Raw genomic sequence first — 24,658 nt, forward strand, 5'->3', positions numbered from 1 at the left:
AGAAACAATGTAATGATGATCTTGTCGAGATACTATGTCGCCGCGCTCACGTTTATCAGCGTCAGTGCATTAGCCGACGGTCTTAGTGATGCTTATAAACAACCTTTTGCAAATCTGTCTGCAGAGGAAAAACAGTCGTTCTATATTGGGGAAAGTGTGTTTGAACGCTTTTGGGTCCCCTCCCCGTCCTCTACGACAGCCAGTGATGGCTTAGGACCACTTTTTAACGCTCGCTCTTGTCACAGTTGCCATATCAATAGTGGTCGAGGACATGCACCAACCGCCGAACAATTAGGCAGTGAAGTCCCTTCTTTTTTTATCCGCTTAGGCAGCAAGACACAACTTTCCAGTACAGGTGTCGTAGGCGACTATATTTATGGACGCCAATTCCATCCGCTTAGCTCTACCAATATTCAGCCAGAGGGTGACTACCGAATCACTTGGCATGAAAAAACAGAAACGTTCCCAGATGGTCATCAAGTACAAATGCGCTCTCCAAGCTTACATTGGACTTCTTTAAATTATGGCCCAATGTCAGAAGAAACCGGTGTCTCGCTGCGTGTTACGCCACCGCTTGTGGGTATGGGATTACTTGATGCTGTCGATCCGCAAACCATTTTAGAATTCGCTGATCCAGATGATGATGACAACGACGGTATCTCTGGCAAGGCTAATTGGCTTGAAGTAAATGGCAAAAAACTATTAGGGAAATTTGGCCATAAAGCCAGTGTGACATCCCTTACAGCGCAAAACCAATCCGCCTTTAATGGTGATTTAGGCCTTTCTACACCGTTATTCCCAGCACCTAGTGGTGACTGTACCGCTGAACAGCTAGACTGCTTGTCTGCACCAAACGGTAATAGTCAGCACATTGATGACTTGGAAGTTGGCGTGGAACAAACTCGACTGCTAAATACTTATGTCGCCCTAAGCCGACCTCCTGCCATGAGGAACCTTAATGAGCCTTGGTTTAGACCCGCTAAGAAAATCTTTGATGATTTAAATTGTGGTAGTTGCCATCGCCCCAAATTAACCACAGGCTCCTCAGAATTTGCTGCGTTGGCTCATAGAGACTTTTACCCGTTTACTGATATGCTTTTGCATGACATGGGCCCTGACCTAGCCAACGAGTTTCCGGTTCTCAACGCTGCGCCTCAAGAATGGCGTACCGCGCCACTCTGGGGAATTGGTTTATCTGAAAAGGTATCTGGACGAAACGGTTTCTTACACGATGGCCGTGCACGTACGATTGAAGAAGCCATTCTTTGGCACGGTGGCGAAGCTCAAGCCAGTAAAATGGCTTACAAAAACTTAAATGCGAAACAACGCGATTTATTTATCCGATTCTTGGAGTCACTATAATGTTATTCAGTAAAAAAGCGCTTTTTTCCGCTCTCGCAATCATTACAGCAGGCCAAGCTACAGCGGATAGCCTGGATGTCACTCTAGAACAAATCCAAAGCCAGTTTATCGTTCCTAAATACTCTCAATTTAGTCAAAGTGCTGAAGCTTTAGCGACCTCCACTCAGGCATTATGTAGCGCACCGAGCGAACAAACACTCCTCGATGCAAAGCAGGCTTTTATCAACAATGTCGAAGATTGGCAGAAGTTGCAGTGGCTTAATTTCGGACCTGTTACCTACTTCATGCGTTACTACGCATACGAGTACTGGCCGGATAAAAAAGGCGTGACTCAACGACAGTTACGCAGCCTAAGTGCAGATCCACAGACGATGCAGGCCCCAAAGTTCTGGACCTCAGCGAGTATTGCCGTTCGTGGTATGACTGCAATTGAATCACTGCTATATCATGGTGATTTTAATGTCGTGGCTCGACCAAGCGATTGTGAAGTTCTCCAAGCCGTCAGTCAGCATCATGCCAGCACAACACAAGACGTGCTTAATCAATGGAAACAAAGCAAAGCGACCGACTGGATCTTTCCTGAAGAAGGCGCCACAACTTCTGCAGAGCACCTTGTTTTAGAACAAATGGTTCAGCAGTGGTTGGAGCATATGTCAGTAGTAAAAGACGCCAAACTTGAAGTTCCAATCGGATATAAAGAACGCGCCAATCTAAAACTGGCAGAGTTTTATCGTAGCGAACAGTCTCTAGAGGCGATCAAAACTAATCTAAAATCCTACCGTACTCTTTATCATGTTGGTTCGCCGTCACTGTACGACGCAGCTAAGGCTCAACAGCCTGAGTTAGCGCAGAGTCTCGAAAACTCTTTAGCTGACAACCTGAAGATTGCAATGCAATTACCATCGGACTACTTCACTGGGTCTTATACTCAAGAACAACGAGTTGAGATGGCAAAACCTCTAGTCAGCGCTATTTCAAATAGCCAACAAACACTCACTAACTTAGTGACTTCAATGGGGTTCCAAATCGGCTTCAATAGCCGTGATGGAGATTGATTATGAATTTGAGCCGACGTCAATTCTTAGCGTCATCATTGGCTGCGTGGACGATCCCTACTTGGGCATTGTCTATCCCGGTGAAGTCTAACCAAGAACTGTTCATATCTGCTTTTTCCAAAAGCAAATCAGAGCATTTTATCGGTGCTTTCTTAACGAATGGCGAACTGCTTTGGTCTATGGCGTTACCCGATAGGGCTCATGCGCCAGTCGTTCACCCGACCCATTCGGTGGTCGGTGCGGTAGCGCGTCGTCCTGGTTTTTATATCGATTTTTTCAATCCCATAACAGGTAAGTTGTTTTCTCGTATCGAGCCATTAAAAGACCATCATTTTTATGGACATGCCGTATTTACCGAAGATGGTCAAACGTTAATCACACAAGAAAACCACTACCCGACTGGCGAAGGGAAAATCGTTTTGCGCCAGTGGCCAACTGGTGATGTTCTGCATGAATATTCAAGTGGCGGTATCGGCCCTCATGAATCGGTGTTAATGGACCAATCTACCTTAGTTATTGCTAATGGCGGCTTAAAAACTCACCCGAACAACGATCGTGACATTCTGAATTTGGATACGATGCAGCCTAATGTCACTTATTTGTCATTAAAAGATGGTTCGATACTCAACCAAATTAGCCATGCACCAGAGCTTCATAAGTTAAGCATTCGACACTTAGACGTTAATGCTAAAGGAGAAGTGGCTCTGGGCTTCCAATACCAAGGTGAGTTATGGGAACAAGTACCATTGGTTGCGATTTCTACTAAGGAATCAAAAGATTTGGAATACTTGCCTATCCCTGAACACGTTAGAGCACGCTTTAAACAATATTGTGGCAGTGTCTGTTTTGACCAATCAGGTGAAACCTTGGCCATCAGCACTCCTCGAGGAGGCTTTGTCGCATATTGGGATGTCCCGTCACGAACATTTTTAAAAGTGGACAACTGCCGTGATGTATGTGGTCTGGTTGCCACGGACAAAACAAATGAGTTTGTATTGACCAGTGGCACAGGTAAGCAGTTGCTTTCTGCGCCCCGTAATAGTCAAATTAGCCAAATAAATCAGCTGGCTGGGGTGCACTGGGACAATCATCTACGCCGTATTGAACTAAACATATAAGTTTTTCACAAATTGCATCAATCTCAGGATGGTCAGAGGCAGTTTTTTTAGGTAGTGTTGACAGGCTGTCTTGCACATTTGTGTAAGGTAGCTGCCTTAAATCTGATTGTAGTAGTTTGATGTTATTAAACTTTTTTAAACAGTATTTTGTACTTGATGACACTGACAGCGATTCCGGCCAATCTAGTCGCTTTCGTATCAGCGCTCTAAGGATTCTTCTATCCGTTAGTTTGCTAGCCGTTCTTGCATACACTGTGCACTGTCTAGTCTTATTCAGTTCTAGCGATTCTTCCCAAATTTTTGTAGCTTTGGGAGCATTATATTCTGCCTTATTCGCCGTATTATTGATTTTCTCCGGTAAATACAATCGATTTGCTTCGTTTGCTTTTCCAGCACTTAGTGCGGTAACTGGCATTTTTTTTATTGCTTTGTCTGATACATCCAATGGCGTAGAGTTTGGTATTATTACTTTATACTCTATCCCTCTGATCGTTCGACTTTTTTATAGCTTCAGATACTCGTTGTTCATAAGCATCGCCAATATTGCTACGTTATGTATCGACCTCTATTTAAGTAATCAGCAAGAAACTGCATTTGAAGCCAGTCATTTATATATGCAATTGATGCTTTTTGCGGTGCTTAATTTTGGTTTACCTCTTGCTGTTTCAAGAATGCTTAAAACCTTACAAGAGAGTATCAATCACTTACGAGAGTTTGCGAATAGACTAAATCATCAATCTGAACTATACGAAGAAATCTTCGAGCATACCGGTACTCCGACATTATTATGTGATAAGCGAGGCGTGGTTCTTAAGTTGAATCAAAAAGCTCTAGATTTATTTCCAAATGTCTCTGCTAAAGAGATTGAAGGCTCAAAAATCAACGATTGGATTGCTTCGACGTCAGACGCGTCTAACAAATTTTTTTGGCAGAATAATGTTTCTGAATGCGTTTTAAAAGCCAACACTAAAAGTCACTTAGAGGTACATCGATCGAGCTTAACCACCCATGGTCACTATGTTCTCCATCTACAAGACATTACCCATCTAAGAGCCCTGACCACTCAACTTGAAAATACTCAACAAACCAACTCACGTCTTGCTTATTTTGATGCTTTGACACGACTTCCAAATCATGAAAACTTTTGCCATCAGGTCAATCATCGCATCCGAAACGTTGCCGAGTATTACACTGGAGCCATGTTTATCATTCGCATCAGTCAATTTAAATTGCTTAACAAGCAATATGGCCGTGAACAAGCCAACAAGGTCATCTTAAACTTCTCACGCACCATGCAATCAAGGCTATCTGATAAGACTATTTCCGGTCGCTTACGAGGCGTAAAATTTGCGTGCTTTATGCCTGTTGGGCAAACATATTTAATACAGCGCAATATAAGAACCTTAATAAAATCTGTCTTGCCAGCTCAAATACGTATTGGTAGTAATGTTCTTAACGTTGATTATCAAATTGGCGTAACTTATTACCAAAATGAAGGAGAAACAGCAGAAGAGCTTTTAGAGCGATGTGAGATGGCCTTGGAATACTCAACCTCAGCGGAACGTATTGCATTCTTCGATCAACAACTTGAAGCGAAACTTATTCAAGAGCACAAGCTTGGCTTGGCTTTAGGTGACGCAATCAAAAACAAGCAGATCCAAATTTGGCTTCAGCCACAGGTCGTTTCATCAGGTGAAATACGCTCCTTTGAAGCCCTTGCACGTTGGCGCTTAGACGACGGCTCATTTGTATCGCCTATCATTTTCATCCGACTTGCGGAAGAATTAGGCCTTTTACCTAAACTTGCTGAAAACCTTTTAAGACAGTTAGTTGAAGTATTAGAAGCTTGGCATAAAGAGAGTATTAAAACCCCAATAGCATTCAACCTAGCAGGACAAGAGCTGATGAACGATATGTTCTTTGCTTTGCTGATGTCAATGACATCAGAACGTAATTGGCTGGGTGAAATGCTTGAGCTAGAAATCACAGAAACCAGCCCTGTGATGACCAACCCTTTGATTCATAAACGTTTGCGCGCTTTATCTCAGTACGGGTATTCTATTGCTATTGACGACTTTGGCACAGGTCAAGCCTCCATGGGTCAGTTGATCGACATTCCCGCAAACATTCTAAAGATAGACCGACGTTTTGTTGCGCCTTTACCAAATGATCGTCGACATCTTGATATCGTTAAGTCCACGATCCAGTTAGCACGCTCTCTTAATATGAGTGTCATTGCAGAAGGTATTGAAACACGTGAACAAGCTAATTTATTAATTAGTTTAGGGTGTGACACATTGCAAGGCTACTACTTTGGTAAACCTTCTCCGATTTCTGATTGGACAGAGAATAACAACGAGAAAGCAAAGCAACTAAGAATGGTGTACTAGTTATAATGAAGCAATAAAAAAGCTGGCGATGCCAGCTTTTTTATTGCTTCGAGATTGGAATTAGAACAGTAATTTATCGAATACAGCGCAATCCGTATAAGTGTATTCTGTGTTAGCACGCAGTCTCGCGGCCTTATCAATCAATTTCTGTGAGGCTTCTTTTTGTCTAGGTGAAATGTAATCCGAGGCAACATTTTTACGCAGCGTGTCCAAATATTTTTCTAGCTTCGCAGTGCAATCGTCAGAAGTTTCGGCCATAGCAAAATTAGCACTGAAAGCAACCGCTAGTATGGAAAACCCTTTTACAATTCGGGAAGTTAAAACTCGTGTCATACATACCTCAAGACTCATCATTCATGAGGTAATTAAACCACAGATTGAATACTTAGGGCATGAACAGATCTTAAGTTTCACGCCCTATTCACTTTTCAAGTAGTCGTTCCTTTAACTGCTCAGTTGTTCAACAAAACGAATAACTTGAGATTCTTCTGTCGCCCAAGACGTTACCAAGCGCACCAACGATTTTTTATCATCCACAGGTTGCCAGACGAAAAACTCAAACGACTGCTTAAGTGTTTCAATTAATGTATTCGGTAAAATCGCAAACACTTGGTTAGCATCCGGTTCATCCTGTAGATCGTAACCAGCCGCTTTAATGCCTTGTGCCAATTGTGCGGCCATCGCATTCGCGTGCCTTGCGATGTCAACATATAGCAGTTCATCGTTGAACAAAATTTGGAACTGCACGCCCAGCAGACGACCCTTTGCTAGCAAACCACCTTTTTGCTTAATACAGATATCAAAGCCTTCGACTAAGTCTGGGTTACTGACAACAATCGCTTCTCCTAGTAACGCTCCAACTTTAGTACCACCGATCCAAAAGACGTCACACAGTTCAGCAATATCAGCTAGGGTCATGTCATTCTTATTAGACGCCAGCGCCATCCCCATACGAGCACCGTCCATGAACAACAATAGTCCATGTTCCTTAGCGATCGAAGATAGAGTGCTAAGCTCAGCATGAGTATAAACGGTACCCATTTCAGTGACATTGGAGATATAAATCAGCCCTGGTTTTGCCATATGTGGGAAGAAAGAGTTTTTAGCGATGGCTTCTCTCAGGTTGTCTGGCGTTAGCTTGCCTTCTACACCAGGGACGGTAATCAGTTTATGCCCCGTGGCCTCAATCGCACCCGCTTCATGTGACACAATATGTCCCGATTTTACGGTGATCACCGCTTCGTAGGGCCTTAGCACACTGCTGATCGATACGAGGTTTGCTAAGGTTCCACTAGCAACAAAATGCACACTACCCGAGAAAGACGCTCCAAGATGCTTGCGGATACGTTGCTTTGCATCCACTGAAAACACATCATCCCCATAGGGCGTTTGTTGAATCATGTTAGACTCAGCCAAAGCATTAAGAATACTAGGATGAGCACCCTCACTGTAATCATTTAGAAAGCTGTAACGCATGTAAACTCCTATCATTACGTTTGCGTAGACAATATTTATCTACTCAAGCGTATCAGGGTAACGCGTTGTTCACTTGTAAAAAATAACTCTCGATACTTTTGATACTCATCTTTTTAACAAATTGCCTAATTCCCGTTTTGCTTTTAAGAAATCAATCAAGGCGCGAACTCGTCTTGGTTGCTGGCCTTGATAAGGGTAAATCAGCTGAACCGCAATAGGAGATGAATGGTAATGACTTAATACTCTTATTAAGTCCGTTCCCGTAGCCAAATAGTCTGGCAGTCGCGCAATTCCTAACCCCATTTTGGCTGCTTGCAGACAGGCTTCTGCACTATTAAATGAACAACTAGCTTTGGGCACAATCGCAACCGATTGTTCTGAAGTTATCAACTGCCATGTGTTGGAAACATCTACCTCACTGTGTAACACAGCATCATGATGAGCAAGCTCGTTAATAGTCTTCGGCTCCCCTTTCTCGATTAGGTATTGTTTAGATGCATACAATGCGTAGTGAAAGCTAGCTAAATGCACTGCAACATAATCCAGATTAGAAACATCGTTTGCCGCACGAATAGCCAAATCAAAGTCACTGTTTTCGAGGTCAAATGGGGTATTGGATAAGCTAACCGACAACATCACGTTTGGATAAAGCTGCTTAAACTCTGATATCCAGGTTTGAATGGCAAAATGCCCAAAAGACATGGGAATGGTGAGACGAATCTCCCCTGACATTTGCTCATGACTCTCACTCATGGTGTGTTTCGCAAGATCCAAACGCTCAACCAAGGCTTCGCAATGGGGTAACAACAATGCGCCCGCTTTGGTTAGCGCGATCTTACGGGTAGAGCGAAACAGCAGCTTGGTCTCCATAAAAGACTCTAGACGCGCAATGTGTGTGCTGACATAACCTTTTGATTTACCTAATGCTTGAGCGGCAGCCGTTAGGCTGCCCTCTCGATTGACCACTGCAAAGGTAATCATTTCTTGAACCACTTCCTGCATAGAACTCCCAACTCTTCAGAATTGGTCATGCCAGCAAAATGCGCTCAGACAATTCTGAATGTTTGACCTGTTTGTTTACTTTCAACGCTCATGGCATAGCCTAACGCAGCACGACTCGCTGGCACGGGCTGATGCCCACGGAAAAACGCACCGTATTTGTCCATCGCCTCTTCAATCACCCCAGGGCTCACCAAGTTAAGGCGAATACCACGAGGCAATTCCGTCGCAGCAGACATAACAAATCCACTTAATGCACACGCCACCATGGATGCAGACGACCCCATTGGCACAGGAACATGGTCTGTTACCCCAGATGTTAAGGTAAACGAACCGCCATCATTAAGATAATCAATACCTTCGAGCACGAGATTAACTTGCCCCATCAGTTTGTCATCTAAACCGAATTGGTAATCTTGGGCTGTCATGTCCAAAACGGATGCCCATTTGGTGTGACCTGAACAGGCAATCACGGCATCCACATTACCTACCTTTTGGTACATCGCACGGATAGAGTCTACATCGGTTAAGTCCACGGTCACATCTCCACTGGTACGCCCCGCGGTAATCATTTCATGGCGATCTGCTAATTCATTGATAACACCAGAACCAATCGTGCCGTGTGCACCTACGACTAATATTTTCATCTGTTTCTCCAAGCTTTCTGTTTTAAAGTAAGCTCATCATAGGAGAACTCATTGAACACAATAATAGCCCAATAGATAACAGTCTGTTCAAATTTATGAACAATCTATCGTTTTCATTAGAATTACGTTAGTCTGCTGCAACATTTCTACATCCGATTGGAGTTACCCATTCCATGTTCAACATTGAAGTCGATAACAGCCTGCCAAAAGCAGAGTTGTACCAAGATCTAAACCAACAACTGAAAGCCTTGCTAACAGGTGAAACAGACCTGATTTGTAACGCCGCACAATTCTCCGCTTTTATCATGCAATCATTGCCTGAACTAAACTGGGCGGGATTCTATTTTGCCCGTCAAGAAGAGCTGGTCCTCGGTCCTTATGTTGGCAAAGTGGCCTGCACGCGCATCCCATTTCAACGCGGCGTTTGTGGTGCTGCGGCTCGAAGCTTAACAACACAGCGTGTCGATGATGTACATGCGGTTCCTGACCACATTGCATGTGATGCGGCGTCTAATTCGGAATTAGTGATTCCAGTGATCGTCAACGGCGAATTAAAAGCCGTCTTTGATATAGATAGCCCCGTGACCCATCGTTTCACTCAAGATGATCAACAAGGCATCGAGACACTTGTCGCAAGCTTTGTTGAGGCTAGTGACTGGAACTGGAAAGTTTAAGAAATAAAAAAGGAAGCATGACTGGATGACCAATGCATGCTTCCCAAAAGGGTGATGTATTGAAAGGGTCAAGAACCCTACAAATCATCTACGTAGAGAGTGTGTAAGCAGATCTAAATAAACCCCACCGAGTTACAAGTAACCAAACATTTTTGGCAGGTACAGCGCCAATGGTGGCCAGTATGTTGTCACCAGCATGACAGGTAATGCGGCAAAGAACATAAAGAACAACGCCGGTTTCATAACCTGACTCATACCCACTTTACCTATTCGACAGGTCATAAACAGTATCGGGGCCATCGGTGGGCTATTACAGCCAATAACAACACTGGTACCCACGATCGCTGCAAACTGAATTGGGTCCACACCGATGTTAACCATTACTGGCAGTAACAATGGACTGATGATTGCAACAACACTGACATCATCCATAATCATGCCTAGCAGAATCAGAAAGATGTTCACAACAAGCAAAATAAGAATCTTGTTTTGGAACGTTTCCATCAACAGTTCGGTTAGTTCTTGTGGCACACGCTCAAACGTAAAAATACGGCTTGAAACAAATGAGAACACAAGGATCACCATGATCACGCCCGTTGTTGCTGCAGCACTGACAAGGCAACGCGCAAGATCTTTAAGGCTTAATTCACGGTACACAAACAGACCGACAGGGATTGCGTACACCACGGCAATGGCTGCTGCTTCTGTCGGTGTAAATACGCCTCCGTAAATACCGCCTAGGATAATCACTGGCAACATTAAGGCAGGCATCGCCTTCCAAAAGTTTTTGCTGATAAGGTCTGTGCGCTCTTTAAAGGTCATTTTGACCACTTCGCCTGGCGCATTACGCATCTTGATCCAGTTCAAAAGACACAACATGATGATCAACAGAATACCGGGACCGATCGTCGCCAAGAAACATGCAGCCACTGATTGACGAGTCACTACTGCAATATAAAATCATCGTCAAACTGGGTGGGATTAACAGCCCTAATAGAGATGAAATGCCCAATAGCGCACTGGTATATTCTCGCTTGTAGCCATGGTTTTCCATAGAACCAATCGTAATCTGCCACTGCTGCAGAAGCTGTGCCTGAAATCGCACCAAACACACCACAGGCCATGACCATTGATGAGCCTATCCAGTACGAGATTTACCCACTAACGATTCAACGAAGTGAACCAATCGACTTGCCATACCCCCTGCTTGCATCAGGTAACCTGTCATCACAAACAGTGGCAAAGCCAGTAGGATGATAGAGTTAACCGACCAAAACCCTGTGGTCATTAAAGAATGATACATCGACGTCGTAAACGATCGATAACACTAATGTCATGGCGGCAAATGAATAGACAGTTGTTTATCTTTGCTAATCAAGAGAGACACTTGAGCGTAATCCAACACCGCTTTACCAATATCATTGGATTCCCAACCAAAGTCCTCGACCATAGACATCAGCTCAGTCAAAGCCTGCTGAATTTTAATAACATCAGATTGGCTTCCGTTTTCAATCAGCCCTTTTTGCGCCACACTGATGGGGACACTGAATTGATTTACACGTGACAGAGAAATATCAAAAAGCACGTTTCCGTTTTGGGTCAACAAGGAATTTAGTCCGAGACTGTCAGACAACCCTAATGCTTCTCGGTTTTCAAACCATACAAGCTGAAGGTCCTCATACGAACCAACTGTTTCTTCTAGCCGCCTTGAAAGTGTCACCACTTCTACATCATTGATTTTTCAGCTTGCTCTTTAATGTACTGCGCCTGCATCGATAGGTCATTCAGCAATGATTCAAACCTTGCAGCCTCATTAATTGATAACGCATTAGCGCTTTGTTTTAACTTCAGCAATGTATTGGAAAAAGTTGTTATCTGCTGTTGATAGGTCGAGACATTGTCCTTAACACCGTTGGCCCTCTCTAAAGTTTGATAACTCCACAGAATAGCTATTGCCACACACACCAAAGCCAAGACAGAAGTGACAATCGTAATCAAAAACCTTTGCTTCCAAGACAAATTCAGCATTTTAAAACCTTTATTTATGACATTTTATAGGTAGTTCCTTTTGACTCTTGATAGTAACTACCGTCATTAAAGTGCCACAAACAACATTTGCACCCATATAACAATAACCAAGGGTTATGATTAGGGCTAAGTACTTTAATAAAGTATTTAATGAGCTTACACACTGCGAAGCGTCTCTCTTGCGAGTTTACGGATAACTTTCAAAAGTGCGCTTGCCTCCTGTTCTGCCAAATCGGGCAAGTTACTCTCGATAGCGGTTAGAAGTTCTTGGTAATGATCAGTCATTAACTGCATCAACTCTTGAGAGTCATACAGTTTGGCTGGCAAAAAAGTTTGAGATAAGCCATGCTCAATCGCATCAGCAATGTAACTGTTGTGCGATGCATCCCCTAGAGAAAGGGTAAAATATGATATAGCACTCTTAAACTGATCCCCTGACTCTGCGGCTTGCATATCCTTCAATGCCGCTTTCATGCGCTTTAGTTCAGGCAACGCAGACCGATCACAAGCTAATCGCACAGCTGACACCTCATTAGCCTCACGGAATTCAATAATTCGCATAATATGAGACGGATTTAACATCAAGCGCTTATGAGCGATATCGTCTAATACAATTGCCTCTGCAACAAAAGCGCCACCATGGGCTCCGCGACGAGTGGTGATATAGCCTTCCGCCTCTAGAACACGCAATGCCTCGCGCAATGTAACACGGGAAAGCCCAACTTCTTCTGCCAACTTGCGCTCCGCTGGAAGACGCTCTCCAGGCATGATAAAGCCCATATGAATTTGTCGCTTAATACGATCTACAGCCAAGCCATAAGCGGCTTGCTGCTCTACTGGTCTCAATCCCCACAGCATAATTAAACAGCCGTAAACGTATTATCAACAAAGATCTCAGCACCATTAATAAAGCTGGAATCTTCTGAAGCTAAGAACAACGCAACATTCGCCACTTCCTCTGGCTCACAAATTCTTCCTTGCATCATGTTTAAGTCCTTCTCCGACGCGAACACACCGTATTGGCGTAATTGTTGAATTTCATCTTCACCATGGTGAGTACGAACAAAACTTGGGCAAATCGTATTGGCACGAATCCCCTGATCCCGATACTCAACCGCAATGGCTCGGGTGAGCTGATGCATGGCCGCTTTTGAGGCACAGTAAACTGACTCAAGATGCGTCACCGCTTTTACGCCAGTGGTTGAGGTACTGACGATCACCCCGTGGCCCTGCTCTAACATCATCGGCAACACTTTTCGGGTTAACAAGAAGGTACTCTTAGCGTTGTTATCAAACTGTTCATCCCATTCATCAATGGTGATATCTAGGAACGGTTTCACCAACATAATGCCCGCATGGTTAAACAGGATATCAATTTTTGGGTACTGTGCTTGAATGTGCTCTATCGAGCGCTGAACTTGATCAGCCTTCGAGACATCGGCGGGGACAAATTCAATGGAATAGCCGCTTGCACGCAACTCTTTTTCTAATCGTTCGCCCGCACCTAGGTCTCGATCCAAAAACACGACCGATGCCCCCGCCTCACAAAACAATCGGCAACTGGCAGCACCCACACCATTGGCACCACCAGAAATAATCGCCACTTTGCCAGTTAAAGAGTATTTAGTACTCATATAAATCCATCCTAAACAATTAGTTAGACCAACATACCTAACATTATGGATATTCAATGTGCCATAAATCCCGGATGAATACGAGCAAGTACCCTTGCCTAGGTACTTACTCGGTATGACGATTTATCGTGCGCCTCCTGCCAGTACCTTGATAAAATCAGACAGCGCCACTTGACCAACAGGCTGGTTTTGATCGGTCACTATGATGTCTGTATTTTGCTCAATCACCACGGGCGCAACCGCTTCAACAATGGCATCCATATCCAGCTTTAGATTGGAAACACAATCGTTCTGTAAAGGCTGCATGATGTTTCTGAGACGCGTCACCTTCGCCAAAGGCACTTTACTGACAAAGCGCTTCACATAATCGTTGGCAGGTTGTGCAACCAATTGCTCCGGTGTCCCCACCTGTACAATGCGACCGTTTTCCATGATGGCGATACGATCAGCAATCTTGATCGCTTCATCCAAGTCGTGGGTAATAAAAATAACGGTCTTATGAAGCGTTTGTTGCAGACGTAACACCTCATCTTGCAGATCTGCTCGAATTAAAGGGTCCAAGGCTGAGAACGGCTCATCCAGGACCCAAACTTTTGGATCATTAGCAAGTGAACGGGCAATACCTACGCGTTGCTGTTGACCACCTGACAGTTCACTTGGGAAGTGCCCTTCTCTTCCTTTTAAGCCGACCGTTTCGATTAGATCATTTACTTTTTGATCATAATCTTGCTTTGACATCCCTTGGATTTCTAAAGGGAACGATATGTTATCCTGCACAGTTCGATTCGGCAGCAAAGCAAAGTGCTGAAATACCATCCCTAAAGACTTACGGCGTAAACCTTGTAACATCTTGTCTGTCGCCTTGGTTACATCTTGCCCTGCGACAACCAACTTGCCACTGGTGGGATCATTCAAGCGTGTCATGCTTCTTATCAGAGTCGACTTTCCTGATCCTGAAAGTCCCATAATGACAAATATCTCTCCTTCTTTTATATCCAAGGAGACATCTTTCACTGCTGCCGTCCAGCCTCGCGATGCAATTTGCTCATCTGAAAGCGTTGTACCATTTACAGCTTTAAACTCTTGTTCTGTCGCACCAAACACCTTCCATAAACCGCTTACTGACAACATTGTAGGACGTTGTTCAATGGTTGATTGAATGTTCATTCTGTGTTCCTTTTGCAAAGCAGACACTACTGCCCACCCATTTTTAATTGTTTATTAGCCGCCCAAGCTTTTAGCAGTGCATCTGCTATCAATGCGATTGCCGCAATACCTAAACCTGTTATCAGTCCTGTGCCTGTATCAGCACGAGTCAAAGAAATGTAAACCTCTTGGCCCAAGTCACGAGTCCCCACCAACGCTGCAATCACCAGCATCGAAAGCGCCATCATAATAGTTTGATTCAGACCTAGAATAAGCGTTGGAAACGCAGCAGGGAAACGGACATATCTTAGTGTTTGCCAAGCGCTGCACCCCACCATTATTGCCGCCTCTATTCGACTAGAAGGGACTGATTTCAAACCGTGAATCGTGTAACGGATCGCTGGCGCAACGGCATAAGAAGTGATCGCAATCAAGGCAGAGAAGTCTCCATTTCGAAACAACATGACCGCTGGCAATAAGTAAATGAAGGTTGGCAAGGTTTGTAGCGTATCAAGCACTAAGCCTGCAGGTTTCTGCAGCGCAGGTGTGGAAGACACCCATAAACCAATGGGAAAGCCGATCAAGACTGCTACCACAACAGAACATGCAGTTAGATACACCGAAATCATAGCGGCATCCCAAAACCCTGACACCGCCACAAAGCTAGCCAAGCATAATACCGTTGCCATTAATCGCCAGCCTGCCAGCAACCAAGAAACAATGGCAAGCGCCAACATCACCACTGGGATTGGCAAAAACACCAAAAAGTCCCTAAAAGGTGTCATAACATTAATCAAAGCAAAGGTTCTAAGGGCTTCCATCTGATCAAAGAAATGCTGATTGATGTAAGTGATGGCATCATTCCAAAAGGGCGCTGTTGTTAACGTCCACGCCTTCGGCCATTGGTTCAGTGCGGGTATCAAGAAACTCAATGCTGTAGGTATGAGGATAAGCCCCAGATAAAACCACCAGCGCGGAGCTCTCACATTATGATCTAAACCTGAGGACTGATTTCTGGCTAAGGCTTGGGTGATACGGTCCAACATTACTGCTAAGACAACAATCCCAAGACCTGCCTCAAGACCACCGCCAATATCTAAGCGTCGTAATGATCTCAATACATCGTAACCCAAACCACCGGCGCCGATCATAGAGGCAATGATCACCATGTTAAGGGACATCATGACCACTTGGTTCAGGCCAACGGTTAGCATCGGCAAAGCCGTGGGCAGCTCCACTTTCCATAGGAGTTGACGACGAGTAGAGCCAGCCATCAGGCCATATTCTCGAATTTCAGCAGGCGCCGATTTCAAAGCCAAAATGGTGGCATGAACCATTGGTGGTAAGGCATATAAAACAGTCGCTAACAGTGCTGCACTAGGGCCATAGCCAAATAAAAGTAAAGTGGGTAATAGATAAGCAAAGATCGGCACCGTTTGCATAACATTCATGGTCGCTTGTGCCCATTTTTCGATACCCTCTGAGCGGTAAGAGAGAATGCCGATAAATAACCCAAGAGCGACCGCTACCACCACGCACATAATGACACTGGCTAAGGTGGTCATAGCATTTGGCCATAAGCCAAAAAACACTAAGTAAGCACAACCTATTAGACACACCCAAGCTAATGCTTTACCACCAATACGGCGAGCAAATAAGCACAAAGCTAAAGTAATACCGAACCAAGACAGAGGTGGTAGTAATTGGGTTTTGTTAAAACCCGCACCACTGACCACCCCTTCTGAAAGCAGCATATTTAAGAAATTAATGGGCCAATTGACCCACTCAGCAAAACTACGGGTAATATCTTGAACCGTGATCGTACCGATTGCCGCATCGCGAGCAAACCAATTCACCGCACTTCCGAGCCAATCAGACAAAGGAAGTTGTAGGCCATCGATGATCTGCTGATTGGAGTGACCGATCAAAGTCATTAACCAACTCATAGCCAATAAAAGTAGTGCTAATAACCAAATATAGGAAACCGATAATTTCGGCTTTCTATCGATTACTTTAGCCATAATGATTCCTTAAAACTCAAACAACAAAGAAGGTATCCCGTACCCATCATTTATCGGGTACGGGAATTACTCAATTAAACTTCCGCGGCGCAGGAAGCCCATTCGCGCCAAATCGCCTCGTTGTCTTTTGCCCACTCCATTGCAACGTCTTCAACGCTTTCACCATCAACGTCTACTTTGTAAACCAACTCACTGATGGTTGGGTTATCAATCGTGTAGTTACGCACGATGTCATATGCACATGGCCACTTTTGCTCACCACCAGCCCAGCCCATCTTTTTAATCCAACCTTCAGGTTTACCACAGTCAAATGTTGACTCTTTGTTTGGCCCCCAAGATGCATCCGTGCTACAAGCTTCCTCGTATTTTGGGAAATTAACAAACTCACCTTCAAACGCCTTAGATACCCAGTTTGGCTCGTATACCCACAACACAATTGGTGCTTTACGCTCGTACGCGGAACGAAGCTCAGCCGTTAAGCCCGCAGCAGTACCGGCATGCACTACTTCGAATGGTAAATTCAACGCCTCAACACGTTCTTCATCATTGCCCCCCCAGCTCACCGGAGCACCTAGATAACGGCCTTTTGGCGTGGTATCAGCGGTAGCGAACGCATCAGCACAGCTTTGTAAGGCCTTCCAGTCTGGTAAGCCTGGGCAACGCTCTTTCATATACAGTGGGTACCACCAGTCTTCTTTGGCATGCATGCCAGTTTCGCCTAAGTCCAACACTTTTCCAGTGGCGATGGAGGCCGCTAGCGCTTTTTGTTGTGTGGTTTGCCATGTTTCCATAGCGATGTGTAAATCACCGTACTCGAAACCTGGGTATCGTGCCGAGTCATCGGCAATGACTTTTTCAACGTTGTAACCGTAAGTCGATAGGATGATGTTCATGATTTCAGTGTTCACCAACATCGATGTCCAATCGGCCACCATCAGCTTAATAGGTTCATTTGATTCTGGTTGAAATGCTTGCGCTGGCTGTACTGCCGCCAAAGAAAGTGATCCAACGACTAATGCAGATACAATTGATTTCATTATAGTTTCCTTTTGTACTGTTATTGAGAGGGACTGTTTATAATTGCTTTCTTTTCAGTCATATATGCGGTTGGCTAGCCTTTGGCATACCAACCATTGTCAACGTACAACGCCGTTCCATTTACGAAGCTTGCGTTATCCGATAACAAATACATGGCCGCAGAAGCCACTTCATCTGACTCGCAGATTCTAACTTGCGCGCCTTTTAATTCTGAGTCGTCCCAGTTCTGCCCTAGGCCGTCTAGCTCATCTATTTCACGTAAGCCATGCGCTGTTTTAACAAAACCTGGGCATACGGCATTACAACGAATACCTTGTTCGCGGTATTCGATAGCGATCGAGCGGGCGAGCTGCAACACCGCGCCTTTTGACATGCAGTAGATGGATTCCAAAGCAAAGCCTTTCTCACCGCCGATAGAGGATGTGATCACGATTGAGCCACCGCCATTTTCCACCATGTGTGGTACCACTTTGCGACACACTAAAAACGCCGATTTTGCGTTGATATCCATTAAACGGTCGTAATCATCTTCCGTTGATTCATGAAGTGGTTTAACGATGATGGTGCCAGCATGGTTAAACAAAGAGTCAATCACGCCATATACCGAAATCACCTCGTCGATGGCCTTCTCTACCGACTTTGCTCGAGACACATCACACGGAACAAAAATCGCATCGCCACCATTGGCTTTAATGGTTTCAACGATTTGATTCCCCGCTTCTTCCTGAATATCGAGTACTGCAACGCGCGCGCCTTGCTTTGAAAATTGAAACGCCGCAGCAGCACCAATCCCACTTGCTCCGCCTGTAATGAGGGCAGTTTTTCCATCCAAACAGCCCGACTGGGTAATTTGACTAAGTTTCATATTTGGTTCCTTTTGCTCCCACTGGGTTAATGGTCTATTGGTATAGCATCCATACCAATACATCTAAAATTAATTTCTGTCAACTTCTTTACCAAGTTGCAGGTCATTTAAAACAACTAGTTATTACCGTGGACATTTGTACATCAAAAACCTTAAATGTTTATGATAACCATTCCCATTCTCAATTGTTTATTGTATAACTCTGTCTCCTTTGTGCAAACGTGCAACACGTGAATTAGAGAAAGGTATATGAGACAAATCAAAAATCGCTTCCCCCTATCCGTCATTGCCAGCGCTGTTTTACTGGCTGGACACTCTTCAGCATGGGCTGAAACTAACCAAACATCCGTCGCTTTAGAGAGCATTACCGTTGAATCCGAGGCTTTGGATAACAACTCAACCATTGGTAGTAGCACTAGCACGGTAACGAATGCAGAACTTGAGACGAATCTAGTCCGTGATTTAAATGATGCTGTGCGCTATGAGCCTGGTGTCAGCACGACTCAAGACGCTCGTTTCGGTATAAGTGGTATTACGATCCGTGGTCTAGATGAAAACCGAGTTAAATTAAGCGTTGATGGCATGGATCAAGCCGATGCTTATGGCCCGACTTCAACGTATTTACGTACGGGTCGTAATGCACTGGACGTAGATTCCCTAGAGAAAATCACCATTGAAAAAGGTGGTAATGTCGTTGCCGGTAGCGGTGCGTTTGGTGGCAGTGTTCGCTACCAAACTAAATCGCCAGCCTCTTACCTGAATCCTGAAGGAAATGATACTTTCGGCAGCGTAAAGCTAGGCTACAAGAGTGCGTCAAATGAGTTGAGTGAAACCGTTACTGTGGCCAATCGCCAAGGCAAACTTGAGTCATTAGTTGTTTATACGCACAGAGATGGTGAAGAAACGGAAAACTATTACGGAGATAGCAACGGTGACGTTACGATGGGAAGCGATCGTCAGTCAGTTGACCCTCAAGATAATGGTTCAGACAACCTATTACTGAAAGGCATATACCACCTATCCGAGCACAATAAGATTGGCCTCATCGCTGAACACTATGAAAGTGAGATGACGTCGGATCTCTATTCGGAAAGCACAAACAGTCAACTTCGTGATGCTGATGATAACCTGACTCGCCAGAGAATTGGTATTTTCCAAGAATATCAGCGCAGAACGCCTGCATTTGATAGTGCTGCATGGCAGTTAGACTATCAAAATACTAAGACCACGAACCGTACTAATATTGCCAGCACACCGGTGCGAAACATTGAACGATTCTATGAAGAAGAAGCCATTGCTTTTAAGGCCGATGCCAACAAGCAGCTAGGCCAACATCAATTGAGATACGGCATAAATGCTGAGCAGAAATCGTTAGAGAACTACAACCAAGATACCTTGTACAGTAACTCTCGTTTCTCTCCTCTTGCCGATGCGGATATCGCAGGTATTTATCTTGAAGATGCTTGGCAAGTCAACGATCGCTGGCTATTGACCCCAGCTATTCGCTTTGACAGCTACCGCTACAGCACAACAGGTGATGAGTACGTTTCTGCCTATGACGATAGCAACAACGAAGCCTTCACGGCTCAACTGGCTAGCGAATTTGCCATCACTGAGACAACGTCTGTGTTTGGTAAAGTAGGTTCAGGGTTCCGTGCTCCTAAACTAGACGAGCTTTATTACTACTACAGCAGTGGTCGAGGCTACGCAATTGTGCCAAACCCTGATCTAGAGCCTGAAGAAAGTTTGTTCGCAGAAGCTGGCGTGCGCTATGAAACCAACCGCGGTTTCGCTGAAGTGGTCGCCTTCTACAATGATTACAATAACTTCATTGAAAGCAATTACCGCCTCGGCGCCACAGCAGAAAACCCTTACGGTGAATACACAACGATTAACCTAAACGATGTTGTCATCAAAGGGGTTGAAGCCAAAGGCGCATGGTCTTTAGATCAAGTAATTGGTGAAGGATGGAGTATTGCCGGAGCCATTGCTTATGCTGATGGTGAAGATAAAAACAGCAACGAGGCGCTGAACAGCATCTCCCCTCTTACATTGGTCACAGGTCTTGGCTATGACGCACCAAATGAACAATGGGGCTCAAAATTAAACCTAACTTGGGTAGCTAGTAAAAGTGCCAGCGACCTTGCCGAGTCAGACAGCTGGTTAGCCACTCCGTCCCACACGTTGGTTGACCTAACTGCGTACTACAAACCAACCGACTACGTAACGATCAATGCCGGTGTATTTAACGCCTTCGATGAAGAGTACTGGGTATGGAATGACATTCGCAGTCTTTCCAATAACAGCGCCAATCTAGCTCGATACACTCGTGCAGGCCGAAATGTCGGTGTTGATGTAACGGTTTCATTCTAACGCCACCCACAAGGCAGTGTTCATCAACACTGCCTATTTTTTTGTAGCTGAGAGTTAACTTATGACAGTTTCTGACGTTATGCCTGAACCAACGCTATTTCAACGTTTTCAGGCTGAAATACAAGAACAACCTAAACGCCGCGCACGTGAGCTTGCCGCAGCGTTAAACGTCAGCGAAGGACAGCTGGTAGCATGCCGCCAAGGAAATCAAGTATGGCAATTACAATTCCCATTCACTGAACTGCTGACCGAGTTAGTAAAGATCGGTGAGATCATGACCATCACTCGTAACGAAGAAGCCGTTCACGAGCATCATGGAATCTATCGAAAACTAAGCATTTATGGTGAAGGCAAAATGGGGCTGGTCTTATCTGATGATTTAGACCTAAGACTATTTTTAAGCCAATGGCACAGTGGTTTTCATGTGATTGAAAACGGGCGAGAAAGCCTTCAATTCTTCGATCAATATGGCATTGCTGTACACAAAGTTTATAAAACAGATGCCTCGAACGAGAACGAGTGGCAGCGAATCACACAGCAATTTCGTGACGACGCTCCTAAAAACATTGAATTCGAGCCAAGCCCTCAGAAAATCAGCCCAGCTCAGAGCGCACCAGAAAACTTTGATGCCCAACAATTCGACCGCGATTGGGCGGACTTGAAAGACGTGCATGAATATCACGGAATGTTGAAGAAGCATCAACTGAGCCGCACGCAGGCACTACGAAATATTGGTCCAAATTGGGCGCAGAAACTGAACCCTAATGCGGTCGTTGATGCCCTAAAGCAGGCCCAGCAACAACAATGTCCGATCATGATATTTGTTGGCAACCCAGGCTGTATCCAGATTTTCAGCGGCACCATCGAAAAACTGATGCCTTATGGGCCTTGGTTCAATATCTTGGACCCTGAATTTAGCCTTCACCTCAGACCGGACCTCATCACTGAAACGTGGATCATCCGACGCCCAAGTAAAGACGGCATCATCACGTCCATCGAAGCCTTTAACCAATACGGCGACTCAGTGATCACTTTGTTTGGTAAACGTAAGCCAGGTGAAGTGGAACTCCCTAAATGGCAAGAGCTTGCTGAATCTGTTGAAAAAGAGGAGCCTAGCCATGTCATGTAAAGCGCTCTTAGCACTTATAATCGCAAGTGCCAGTTTTGTTTCTTCTACAGCTTGTGCTGAACGTGTCGTCAGTATCGGTGGCACCGTCACCGAAATTGTCTACTTGCTAGGGGAATCTGATCAATTAGTCGCTACTGATACTAGTAGCGTCTATCCAGAAGCGGCCAATCAAACTCCAAAGGTGGGTTATCAGCGAACCCTTTCAGCAGAGGGCGTACTAAGTGTTCGTCCTGACATGCTATTACTGACAACCACCGCTGGACCGCAATCTGTACTGCGTCAGCTGGAAGATACCGGTATTCAGAGCAAGGTTATTGATACACCGAGAACTAAACAAGGCATCCTCGATGCTATTCAAACCGTTGCTGATGCCCTACAGGTTCCAGCAAAAGGACAAACTGCAGTGGCAGATGTCGAGGCCGCGTTTGATCAATTAGAACGCCCCCAGAATTGGACTAAAGCGCCAAGGCTCTTATTTATTATGCAAATGGGTGGATCACCGATGATTGCTGGTCGGGATACTGGGCCAGACGGTCTATTTAACCTTGCAGGAGCGATTAATGCCGCAGGTGACGTTCAAGGTTATAAAAACCTCACGCCCGAAGCCCTGATGCAAGCTCAGCCTGATGCCATTGTCGTAACGTCACATGGTAGTCATGGTTCGAAAGCGGATACTATTTGGCGCATTCCTGGCATTAAAAGCACACCAGCGGCGCAAGCAAAGCGTTTAATCGAACTTGATACCCTACTCGCTCTTGGCTTCGGACCTAGAACCCCACAAGCCATTGAAGCTATTTATCAGCAAATGGGTGATTGGACACCATGAGCGAACTTGTCCAATCACTGACTAAGGTACGCCAATCGATTAGCCCATACCTGTATCTCTTTATTTTATTAGGAGGGATCAGCGTATGGGCATTAACTCAAGGTGCATATCAGATCTCGTGGTTTAGCGTGTTGCAAACAACTGGCTATTCATTAGATCAAGACATCATTATGGACGTGCGTTTACCTAGGCTACTCATGGCAATGCTAGTAGGTACGACACTGGCTGTGTCAGGTGCGTTGATGCAAGCACTATTTCGCAACCCATTGGCCGACCCAGGTTTACTGGGTATTGCAGCCGGTGCTTCGGTGGCGGTAGGACTTCTGATCGTTTTTGGAGAACGCTGGCAGTTTCTGCAACAGGTAGAATGGCTGAAACCATATACATCAAGCTTTGCGGCTTTTATCGGAGCGACAATTACCTGTAGCGTCATTTTTCGCTTATCCAAGAACCAAGGAAAAGTATCGGTCTTGCATCTATTGTTGGCGGGAATTGCCATCAATGCGATTGCAGGCTCTGCCACAGGTTTACTCACCTACATCAGTAGTGATGAGCAATTACGCGCCTTAACCTTCTGGGCCATGGGCAATCTTGGCGGAGCCCGCTGGGAACATGTGTTTACACTTGCCTCGTTACTCAGCCCAATGCTGATCTTTTTGGTGATTAAATCTCAACAGCTTAACTTGCTACTTTTAGGTGAGGAAGAGGCCCGTTATTTAGGCTTAGATGTTGAGCGTTTTAAAGGGCAAATCGTGCTTGTTGTTGCATTGCTAGTGGGCGTTGCCGTGGCTTTCTCTGGCTTAATCGGGTTTATTGGCCTGATGGTTCCACACTTGGTACGCATGATGTTCGGCTCTGATAACCGCCTCGTGGTACCCTGCTCCGCCATTCTTGGAGCAGCCCTGCTAACCAGTGCCGACACTGTTGCGAGAATTCTGGTCATCCCTGCAGAATTGCCCGTTGGCTTGGTGACTAGCTTACTTGGTGGACCATTTTTCCTCTGGCTACTAATGCGTAATATCAAGGGAGGACAGTAATGCTAAAAGTAACTCAACTGTCTTATCAACATCAGCGTGACACGCTGCTAAGTGACATAACCTTTGACCTATTGCCGGGTGAATTACTTGTGGTACTTGGCCCTAATGGAGCGGGTAAATCGACGTTACTTAAATGTTGTGCGGGAACACTCAAGCCATCACAAGGAAGTATCCATTTAAATAACACGACTTTGGAACAGTGGCCTTTAAATGAACTTGCTCAATCTAGGGCGGTGTTAACTCAACAGTTATCCATACCATTTGCTTTGCGCGTACACGAAGTGGTGAGTTTAGGGCTGAGCCCATGGTCGCTGACCAGCAAAGAGCAAGACAAGGCGATAACTGATGTCTTGAATATGGTTGGTATGGCGCATTTCTCAGATCGTGTGTTTAACAGCCTTTCTGGTGGTGAACAGCAGCGTGTTCAACTAGCGCGAGTACTCGTGCAATTACTCGCTCAAGGCGAGCAGGATTTGACGGGCAAACTACTCTTCCTCGATGAACCAATTTCTGCATTAGACCTTCAACAGCAGCAAATCGTCATGCGGTTGTTAAAAACGATGACAGAGAGAGGCATGAGTATCTTCTGTGTGTTGCACGATTTGAATTTGGCAACACTTTATGCAGATACATTGCTCATCATCGAGCGAGGTGAAACCGTTTACTACGACACTCCTAGCAAGATGCACCAAACTTCTGTGGTCGAAAACACATACAAAGCAGATCTGATACAAATTGACCATTCGGAGAAGCCTTTGCCACAATGGCAATTTAGGCACTAATCCAAAAAGCAACAAGCTAAGCGGTAAAGCCACAAGGCCTTACCGCTGTAAAAAGTCT

23 protein-coding genes and 1 pseudogene are annotated in these 24,658 nt (G+C 45.0%); 10 read left to right on the forward strand and 14 right to left on the reverse strand.

The genetic code is table 11. The annotated features are described in order from the left end of the window. The first annotated feature begins 12 nt into the window (after positions 1 to 12). From ACXAC1_RS17675 to ACXAC1_RS17690, 4 genes are all read left to right on the forward strand, one after another. Positions 13 to 1,362 carry a di-heme oxidoreductase family protein gene (locus ACXAC1_RS17675; protein ID WP_475063195.1) on the forward strand — a complete coding sequence of 450 codons (1,350 nt, stop codon included), beginning with the start codon at positions 13 to 15 and terminating at the stop codon, positions 1,360 to 1,362. Beyond that, the gene (locus ACXAC1_RS17680; RefSeq protein WP_475063197.1) at positions 1,362 to 2,417 is read left to right on the forward strand and encodes an imelysin family protein; all 1,056 of its coding nucleotides are present in this window, start codon (positions 1,362 to 1,364) and stop codon (positions 2,415 to 2,417) included. The genes ACXAC1_RS17675 and ACXAC1_RS17680 overlap by 1 nt, the downstream gene beginning before the upstream one ends. A 2-nt stretch (positions 2,418 to 2,419) precedes the next feature. Continuing rightward, positions 2,420 to 3,535 carry a DUF1513 domain-containing protein gene (locus ACXAC1_RS17685; RefSeq protein WP_475063198.1) on the forward strand — a complete coding sequence of 372 codons (1,116 nt, stop codon included), beginning with the start codon at positions 2,420 to 2,422 and terminating at the stop codon, positions 3,533 to 3,535. A gap of 119 nt (positions 3,536 to 3,654) precedes the next feature. Beyond that, positions 3,655 to 5,925: a putative bifunctional diguanylate cyclase/phosphodiesterase gene (locus tag ACXAC1_RS17690; protein ID WP_475063200.1), complete on the forward strand. Its 2,271-nt coding sequence runs from the start codon at positions 3,655 to 3,657 to the stop codon at positions 5,923 to 5,925. A 60-nt stretch (positions 5,926 to 5,985) separates the two neighbouring features. On the opposite strand, the gene ACXAC1_RS17695 is transcribed toward ACXAC1_RS17690, so the two are convergent. The 4 genes from ACXAC1_RS17695 to ACXAC1_RS17710 form a co-directional block, all read right to left on the reverse strand. Next, positions 5,986 to 6,258, reverse strand: coding sequence for a hypothetical protein (locus tag ACXAC1_RS17695; RefSeq protein WP_475063202.1), 273 nt, complete (start codon positions 6,256 to 6,258; stop codon positions 5,986 to 5,988). A gap of 111 nt (positions 6,259 to 6,369) precedes the next feature. Continuing rightward, a complete protein-coding gene (locus tag ACXAC1_RS17700) occupies positions 6,370 to 7,401 on the reverse strand; it encodes a threonine aldolase family protein (protein ID WP_475063204.1) in 1,032 nt (343 codons plus the stop codon). Positions 7,402 to 7,506: 105 nt separating this feature from the next. Beyond that, positions 7,507 to 8,403 carry a LysR family transcriptional regulator gene (locus tag ACXAC1_RS17705; RefSeq protein WP_475063206.1) on the reverse strand — a complete coding sequence of 299 codons (897 nt, stop codon included), beginning with the start codon at positions 8,401 to 8,403 and terminating at the stop codon, positions 7,507 to 7,509. Positions 8,404 to 8,447: 44 nt separating this feature from the next. Beyond that, a complete protein-coding gene (locus ACXAC1_RS17710) occupies positions 8,448 to 9,047 on the reverse strand; it encodes a short chain dehydrogenase (protein ID WP_475063207.1) in 600 nt (199 codons plus the stop codon). 173 nt (positions 9,048 to 9,220) lie between these two features. On the opposite strand from ACXAC1_RS17710, the gene ACXAC1_RS17715 reads away from it, so the two are divergent. Next, the gene (locus ACXAC1_RS17715) at positions 9,221 to 9,721 is read left to right on the forward strand and encodes a GAF domain-containing protein (protein WP_475063209.1); all 501 of its coding nucleotides are present in this window, start codon (positions 9,221 to 9,223) and stop codon (positions 9,719 to 9,721) included. Positions 9,722 to 9,853: 132 nt separating this feature from the next. On the opposite strand, the gene ACXAC1_RS17720 is transcribed toward ACXAC1_RS17715, so the two are convergent. From ACXAC1_RS17720 to ACXAC1_RS17765, 10 genes and pseudogenes are all read right to left on the reverse strand, one after another. After that, complete coding sequence (locus ACXAC1_RS17720; RefSeq protein ID WP_475063211.1) at positions 9,854 to 10,666, reverse strand: TRAP transporter large permease subunit; 813 nt, start codon at positions 10,664 to 10,666, stop codon at positions 9,854 to 9,856. Next, positions 10,566 to 11,024: pseudogene (locus tag ACXAC1_RS17725) on the reverse strand (TRAP transporter large permease subunit). The gene ACXAC1_RS17720 and the pseudogene ACXAC1_RS17725 overlap by 101 nt, the downstream one beginning before the upstream one ends. Positions 11,025 to 11,054: 30 nt before the next feature. Then, on the reverse strand, positions 11,055 to 11,444 hold the full coding sequence (locus ACXAC1_RS17730; RefSeq protein WP_475063213.1) for a hypothetical protein: 390 nt from the start codon (positions 11,442 to 11,444) through the stop codon (positions 11,055 to 11,057). Positions 11,445 to 11,446: 2 nt separating this feature from the next. Next, a complete protein-coding gene (locus ACXAC1_RS17735; protein ID WP_475063215.1) occupies positions 11,447 to 11,749 on the reverse strand; it encodes a hypothetical protein in 303 nt (100 codons plus the stop codon). A gap of 156 nt (positions 11,750 to 11,905) precedes the next feature. Then, a complete protein-coding gene (locus tag ACXAC1_RS17740; protein ID WP_475063217.1) occupies positions 11,906 to 12,607 on the reverse strand; it encodes a FadR/GntR family transcriptional regulator in 702 nt (233 codons plus the stop codon). A gap of 2 nt (positions 12,608 to 12,609) precedes the next feature. Beyond that, a complete protein-coding gene (locus ACXAC1_RS17745; RefSeq protein ID WP_475063219.1) occupies positions 12,610 to 13,383 on the reverse strand; it encodes an SDR family NAD(P)-dependent oxidoreductase in 774 nt (257 codons plus the stop codon). A 123-nt stretch (positions 13,384 to 13,506) separates the two neighbouring features. Further along, entirely contained in the window at positions 13,507 to 14,550 is a 1,044-nt protein-coding gene (locus tag ACXAC1_RS17750) for a quaternary amine ABC transporter ATP-binding protein (RefSeq protein WP_475063221.1), read from the reverse strand. A gap of 26 nt (positions 14,551 to 14,576) precedes the next feature. Next, a complete protein-coding gene (locus ACXAC1_RS17755; RefSeq protein ID WP_475063223.1) occupies positions 14,577 to 16,550 on the reverse strand; it encodes an ABC transporter permease in 1,974 nt (657 codons plus the stop codon). Between the two features lie 74 nt (positions 16,551 to 16,624). Then, the gene (locus ACXAC1_RS17760) at positions 16,625 to 17,587 is read right to left on the reverse strand and encodes an ABC transporter substrate-binding protein (RefSeq protein WP_475063224.1); all 963 of its coding nucleotides are present in this window, start codon (positions 17,585 to 17,587) and stop codon (positions 16,625 to 16,627) included. A 74-nt stretch (positions 17,588 to 17,661) separates the two neighbouring features. Then, the gene (locus ACXAC1_RS17765) at positions 17,662 to 18,453 is read right to left on the reverse strand and encodes an SDR family NAD(P)-dependent oxidoreductase (protein ID WP_475063225.1); all 792 of its coding nucleotides are present in this window, start codon (positions 18,451 to 18,453) and stop codon (positions 17,662 to 17,664) included. A gap of 249 nt (positions 18,454 to 18,702) precedes the next feature. On the opposite strand from ACXAC1_RS17765, the gene ACXAC1_RS17770 reads away from it, so the two are divergent. The 5 genes from ACXAC1_RS17770 (at position 18,703) to ACXAC1_RS17790 (ending at position 24,600) form a co-directional block, all read left to right on the forward strand. Further along, positions 18,703 to 20,826, forward strand: a complete 2,124-nt coding sequence (locus tag ACXAC1_RS17770; RefSeq protein WP_475063227.1) for a TonB-dependent hemoglobin/transferrin/lactoferrin family receptor — start codon at positions 18,703 to 18,705, stop codon at positions 20,824 to 20,826. A gap of 61 nt (positions 20,827 to 20,887) precedes the next feature. Beyond that, a complete protein-coding gene (locus ACXAC1_RS17775) occupies positions 20,888 to 21,955 on the forward strand; it encodes a hemin-degrading factor (RefSeq protein WP_475063228.1) in 1,068 nt (355 codons plus the stop codon). Then, the gene (locus ACXAC1_RS17780; protein WP_475063229.1) at positions 21,945 to 22,781 is read left to right on the forward strand and encodes a heme/hemin ABC transporter substrate-binding protein; all 837 of its coding nucleotides are present in this window, start codon (positions 21,945 to 21,947) and stop codon (positions 22,779 to 22,781) included. The genes ACXAC1_RS17775 and ACXAC1_RS17780 overlap by 11 nt, the downstream gene beginning before the upstream one ends. Continuing rightward, entirely contained in the window at positions 22,778 to 23,818 is a 1,041-nt protein-coding gene (locus ACXAC1_RS17785) for a FecCD family ABC transporter permease (RefSeq protein WP_228190364.1), read from the forward strand. Before ACXAC1_RS17780 ends, ACXAC1_RS17785 begins: the two co-directional genes overlap by 4 nt. After that, positions 23,818 to 24,600, forward strand: coding sequence for a heme ABC transporter ATP-binding protein (locus ACXAC1_RS17790; protein ID WP_475063231.1), 783 nt, complete (start codon positions 23,818 to 23,820; stop codon positions 24,598 to 24,600). The genes ACXAC1_RS17785 and ACXAC1_RS17790 overlap by 1 nt, the downstream gene beginning before the upstream one ends. The last annotated feature ends 58 nt before the right edge of the window (positions 24,601 to 24,658 follow it).

The sequence above is a fragment of the Marinomonas sp. AWM4_232 genome (assembly GCF_056158325.1).

Excerpts from the sequence above, each read along its gene's own strand:
- ACXAC1_RS17755 (WP_475063223.1), bottom strand. The coding sequence starts at position 16,550 with ATGGCTAAAGTAATCGATAGAAAGCCGAAATTATCGGTTTCCTATATT.
- ACXAC1_RS17715 (WP_475063209.1), top strand. The coding sequence starts at position 9,221 with ATGTTCAACATTGAAGTCGATAACAGCCTGCCAAAAGCAGAGTTGTAC.
- ACXAC1_RS17770 (WP_475063227.1), top strand. The coding sequence starts at position 18,703 with ATGAGACAAATCAAAAATCGCTTCCCCCTATCCGTCATTGCCAGCGCT.
- ACXAC1_RS17780 (WP_475063229.1), top strand. The coding sequence starts at position 21,945 with ATGTCATGTAAAGCGCTCTTAGCACTTATAATCGCAAGTGCCAGTTTT.
- ACXAC1_RS17790 (WP_475063231.1), top strand. The coding sequence starts at position 23,818 with ATGCTAAAAGTAACTCAACTGTCTTATCAACATCAGCGTGACACGCTG.
- ACXAC1_RS17700 (WP_475063204.1), bottom strand. The coding sequence starts at position 7,401 with ATGCGTTACAGCTTTCTAAATGATTACAGTGAGGGTGCTCATCCTAGT.
- ACXAC1_RS17785 (WP_228190364.1), top strand. The coding sequence starts at position 22,778 with ATGAGCGAACTTGTCCAATCACTGACTAAGGTACGCCAATCGATTAGC.
- ACXAC1_RS17765 (WP_475063225.1), bottom strand. The coding sequence starts at position 18,453 with ATGAAACTTAGTCAAATTACCCAGTCGGGCTGTTTGGATGGAAAAACT.
- ACXAC1_RS17775 (WP_475063228.1), top strand. The coding sequence starts at position 20,888 with ATGACAGTTTCTGACGTTATGCCTGAACCAACGCTATTTCAACGTTTT.
- ACXAC1_RS17735 (WP_475063215.1), bottom strand. The coding sequence starts at position 11,749 with ATGCTGAATTTGTCTTGGAAGCAAAGGTTTTTGATTACGATTGTCACT.
- ACXAC1_RS17685 (WP_475063198.1), top strand. The coding sequence starts at position 2,420 with ATGAATTTGAGCCGACGTCAATTCTTAGCGTCATCATTGGCTGCGTGG.
- ACXAC1_RS17690 (WP_475063200.1), top strand. The coding sequence starts at position 3,655 with ATGTTATTAAACTTTTTTAAACAGTATTTTGTACTTGATGACACTGAC.
- ACXAC1_RS17680 (WP_475063197.1), top strand. The coding sequence starts at position 1,362 with ATGTTATTCAGTAAAAAAGCGCTTTTTTCCGCTCTCGCAATCATTACA.
- ACXAC1_RS17750 (WP_475063221.1), bottom strand. The coding sequence starts at position 14,550 with ATGAACATTCAATCAACCATTGAACAACGTCCTACAATGTTGTCAGTA.
- ACXAC1_RS17675 (WP_475063195.1), top strand. The coding sequence starts at position 13 with ATGATGATCTTGTCGAGATACTATGTCGCCGCGCTCACGTTTATCAGC.
- ACXAC1_RS17710 (WP_475063207.1), bottom strand. The coding sequence starts at position 9,047 with ATGAAAATATTAGTCGTAGGTGCACACGGCACGATTGGTTCTGGTGTT.
- ACXAC1_RS17760 (WP_475063224.1), bottom strand. The coding sequence starts at position 17,587 with ATGAAATCAATTGTATCTGCATTAGTCGTTGGATCACTTTCTTTGGCG.
- ACXAC1_RS17745 (WP_475063219.1), bottom strand. The coding sequence starts at position 13,383 with ATGAGTACTAAATACTCTTTAACTGGCAAAGTGGCGATTATTTCTGGT.
- ACXAC1_RS17705 (WP_475063206.1), bottom strand. The coding sequence starts at position 8,403 with ATGCAGGAAGTGGTTCAAGAAATGATTACCTTTGCAGTGGTCAATCGA.
- ACXAC1_RS17740 (WP_475063217.1), bottom strand. The coding sequence starts at position 12,607 with ATGCTGTGGGGATTGAGACCAGTAGAGCAGCAAGCCGCTTATGGCTTG.
- ACXAC1_RS17695 (WP_475063202.1), bottom strand. The coding sequence starts at position 6,258 with ATGACACGAGTTTTAACTTCCCGAATTGTAAAAGGGTTTTCCATACTA.